General features: G+C 46.7%; 2 protein-coding genes. Both read left to right on the top strand.

Going from position 1 to position 4204, the window contains the following annotated elements; translation table 11 throughout:
- Positions 1–58: 58 nt before the first annotated feature.
- On the top strand, positions 59–1195 hold the full coding sequence (gene argE, locus BCT81_RS25965) for an acetylornithine deacetylase (protein WP_102426332.1): 1137 nt from the start codon (positions 59–61) through the stop codon (positions 1193–1195).
- Positions 1196–1446: 251 nt separating this feature from the next.
- On the top strand, positions 1447–4083 hold the full coding sequence (ppc, locus tag BCT81_RS25970) for a phosphoenolpyruvate carboxylase (RefSeq protein ID WP_198596966.1): 2637 nt from the start codon (positions 1447–1449) through the stop codon (positions 4081–4083).
- Positions 4084–4204: the final 121 nt, after the last annotated feature.

Consider the following 4204-nt stretch of genomic DNA (forward strand, 5'->3'; position numbering starts at 1 on the left):
TTTAATATGTGTTTTACCGACTTATAGTTTTCCTGTCAATAGTAGAAGTGAAGATATTATGCAATTACCGAGTTTCCTTGAGGTCTATAAAGGCCTAATTTCCACCGACTCTATTAGTTCTACGGATCCAAGCTGGGATCATGGCAACGAGAAAGTGATCGAAAAAATGGCTCAATGGTTTAAAGATCTGGGCTTTAGCGTAGAAGTCGTGGAAGTTGAGCCTGGCAAGCATAATATGATCGCAAAAATGGGCTCAGGCGAAGGCGGCTTATTGCTGGCTGGACATAGTGATACCGTGCCATTTGATGAAGGGCGTTGGAATTTCGACCCTCACGCACTGACAGAACACAACAATCGCTTCTACGGATTAGGTACTGCCGACATGAAAGGCTTTTTCGCCTTTATCTATGAAGCAGTAAGAAAGATGGATTGGAGTAAACAGGCGAAGCCACTTTATGTATTGGCAACCTGTGATGAAGAGACCACCATGCTAGGTGCGCGTCATTTCACTGAAAACGCACCGTTTAAACCGGATTACTGCATCATTGGTGAACCGACCAGCCTAGTACCGATTCGCGGGCACAAAGGTCACGTGGCGAATGCAGTGCGCGTAACCGGTAAATCAGGTCACTCTTCAGATCCAGCATTAGGCGTTAACGCTATCGAAATCATGCATGAAGTGCTGTTTGCTTTGATGCAGCTGCGCGACAAATTAATTAAAGAGTACCACCACCCAGGGTTCGCTATTCCAAGCCCGACACTAAACCTAGGTCATATTCATGGTGGTGACAGCGCTAACCGTATTTGTGGTTGTTGTGAACTGCACTACGACGTGCGCCCTTTACCAGGTATCAGCTTAGACGGTTTAGATAACATGCTGCGCAGCGCACTCAAAGAAGTGGAAGCGAAGTGGCCGGGCAGAATTGAGATTACGCCACTGCACGAACCTATCCCAGGTTACGAGTGTCAGCACGACCACCCATTTATCGGCGGCATGGAATCCGTTTGCGAAACTGAATCACAAACCGTGAATTACTGTACCGAGGCACCTTTCCTCCAAGAACTTTGCCCAACCTTAGTTCTGGGGCCGGGCTCAATCGACCAAGCTCACCAACCGGATGAATTCTTAAGCTTTGATTTTATCGACCCAACGATTGACGTACTGAGTAAATCTATTCGTAAATATTGTTTCTAGTTATTGCCACCCTTGCGATACTTTTTTATAAAAGCTGCCCTAAAAGGTGGCTTTTATTCTGTTATCCCTGCCAAAGCCTGATCTTGTAATTAAATTTCACTTTATTCCGAAGTCTTGGAAAATTTACTTCTCCCGCATTTCGAAAACTAATAATTGCAAACTTAGAATGCTTTATTTGACTAGATACAGCAGTTTTCGCTAGATTGTGTACTTAACAAGGAACAATGGATGTAATTTTTTTACGAGGCAGGATGACAATGAACGAGAAATACGCCGCTCTCAAGAGTAACGTAAGCATGCTGGGACGCTTGCTAGGTAACACAATCCAAGATGCACATGGTGACGTTATCTTAGAGAAAGTGGAAACTATCCGTAAACTTTCCAAATCCGCCCGCGCAGGCAACAAAGCTGACCGTGACAGCCTAGTTGAAGAAATCAAAAACCTGCCGAACGAACAACTCACTCCTGTTGCTCGTGCATTTAACCAATTTCTCAACCTCACCAACATGGCAGAGCAATACCACACCATCTCTCGCCACTGTGAGGAGCATGTTTGTGAACCAGATGTGCTGCAATCTCTATTTTCCAAATTAAGCCAAAACGACATCAGCAAGCTAGATGCAGCTCAAGCTGTTCGCGACCTGAACATTGAGCTCGTTTTGACTGCACACCCAACAGAAATCACTCGTCGCACCATGATCAACAAGCTGGTGAAGATCAACGAATGTCTGTCTAAATTAGAATTAAGCGACCTATCACACAAAGAGCGCGTGAAAACCGAACGTCGCCTAGAGCAACTTATCGCTCAAGGTTGGCACTCTGATGTGATTCGTCAGCAACGCCCAACACCACTTGATGAAGCGAAATGGGGATTTGCGGTTGTAGAAAACTCGCTATGGGAAGCTGTGCCTGATTTCCTGCGTGAAATGGATGGTCGACTAAAAGGCTACCTTGGTGAAGGCCTGCCAATTGATGCACGTCCAGTTCACTTCTCATCTTGGATGGGCGGTGACCGCGATGGTAACCCATTCGTAACGCACACTATTACCAAAGAGGTTCTGCGCCTATCTCGCTGGAAAGCTGCAGACCTTTACCTAGGTGACGTAAACGAGCTGATTACCGAACTATCGATGACTAAGTGCAATGATACCGTTCGTGAACTAGCTGGTGATGAGCACGAAGCTTACCGTGCCATTCTGAAGAACCTACGTACTCTGCTGAACAACACACTAGAAGTACTAGATGCAAAACTGCATGACACTGAAGTTCCGAAGAAAGAAACACTACAGAACATCGACCAACTTTGGACTCCGCTTTACGCGTGTTACCAATCGCTGCACGAGTGTGGCATGGGCGTAATCGCAGACGGTTCTCTGCTTGATACCTTGCGCCGCCTAAAAGCGTTCGGTGTACATCTAGTTCGTCTCGATGTTCGTCAAGAAAGTACCCGTCACTCAGATGTACTGTCTGAACTGACTCGCTACTTAGGCATTGGTGATTACGACCAATGGAGCGAGCAAGACAAGATTGCTTTCTTAACCAATGAATTAAGCTCTAAGCGCCCGCTGCTTCCTCGCGATTGGGAGCCATCTGAACAGGTTAAAGAGGTTTTAGACACCTGTAAGGTCATTGCTGCTCAACCTCGTGAAGCCTTCGGTGCTTACGTGATTTCTATGGCGCGTACAGCATCAGATGTACTGGCTGTTCACTTGCTACTGCAAGAATGTGGCTGCCCATACCGCATGGACGTGTGTCCACTGTTCGAAACACTGGACGACTTGAACAACTCAGAAGCGGTAATGAAGCAGCTGATGAGTATCGACTTGTACCGTGGCTTCATCCAAAACCACCAAATGGTAATGATCGGCTACTCAGACTCAGCGAAAGATGCGGGCGTAATGTCTGCAGGTTGGGCTCAATACGATGCAATGGATAAGCTAGTTAAGGTTTGTGATGAAGAAGGCATTGAACTGACTCTATTCCACGGTCGTGGCGGTACGGTTGGTCGTGGTGGTGCGCCAGCGCACGCAGCTCTTCTTTCTCAGCCACCTAAGAGCTTGAAAGGCGGTTTACGTGTAACTGAGCAAGGCGAAATGATCCGCTTTAAGCTTGGCTTGCCAGATGTTGCTGTAAACAGCTTCAACCTTTACGCAAGTGCGATTCTAGAAGCGAACCTTCTGCCGCCACCAGAGCCAAAACAAGAGTGGCGCGACCTAATGGAAGTGCTGTCTCAAGTCTCTTGTGAGGCTTACCGTAACGTGGTTCGTGGTGAAGAGAAGTTTGTTCCGTACTTCCGTCAAGCAACACCAGAACTAGAGCTAGGTAAACTGCCTCTAGGTTCTCGCCCAGCTAAACGTAACCCGAACGGTGGTGTAGAAAGCCTACGTGCAATTCCATGGATCTTCTCTTGGAGCCAAAACCGCTTGGTACTTCCTGCATGGTTAGGCGCTGGTGAAGCGATTCAATACTCAGTAGACCAAGGCCACCAAGCCCTACTGGAAGAAATGTGTCGCGAATGGCCATTCTTCTCTACTCGTCTGGGTATGTTGGAGATGGTGTACTCGAAGTGCAACATGGAAATTGCTAAGTACTACGACCAACGTCTTGTTGACGAAGAGCTATTGCCTCTAGGTGAATTACTGCGTGAACAGCTGCAAAAAGACATCAAAACAGTGCTAAATGTAGAGAACAACGAGAACCTGATGCAGAGCGACCCTTGGGGGCTTGAGTCGATTCGCCTACGTAACATCTACGTAGAGCCATTGAACATGCTTCAAGCTGAGCTGCTGTACCGTACTCGTAAGAGCGAAACACCACCAGCAGAGTTAGAAGAAGCGCTAATGGTGACCATTGCAGGCATTGCTGCAGGCATGCGAAACACCGGTTAATTAGTGATTCATACTACAAAACAGACAAAAGGTCGCCTAGTGCGACCTTTTTATTTCAAGAAAATAACCATAATGAGTTTTTTGTCAGTTTTTTGGGTTATTTTATCCATGTATTCTACTT

Source organism: Vibrio sp. 10N.261.52.A1 (assembly GCF_002876325.1).
Lineage (GTDB): Bacteria > Pseudomonadota > Gammaproteobacteria > Enterobacterales > Vibrionaceae > Vibrio > Vibrio chagasii.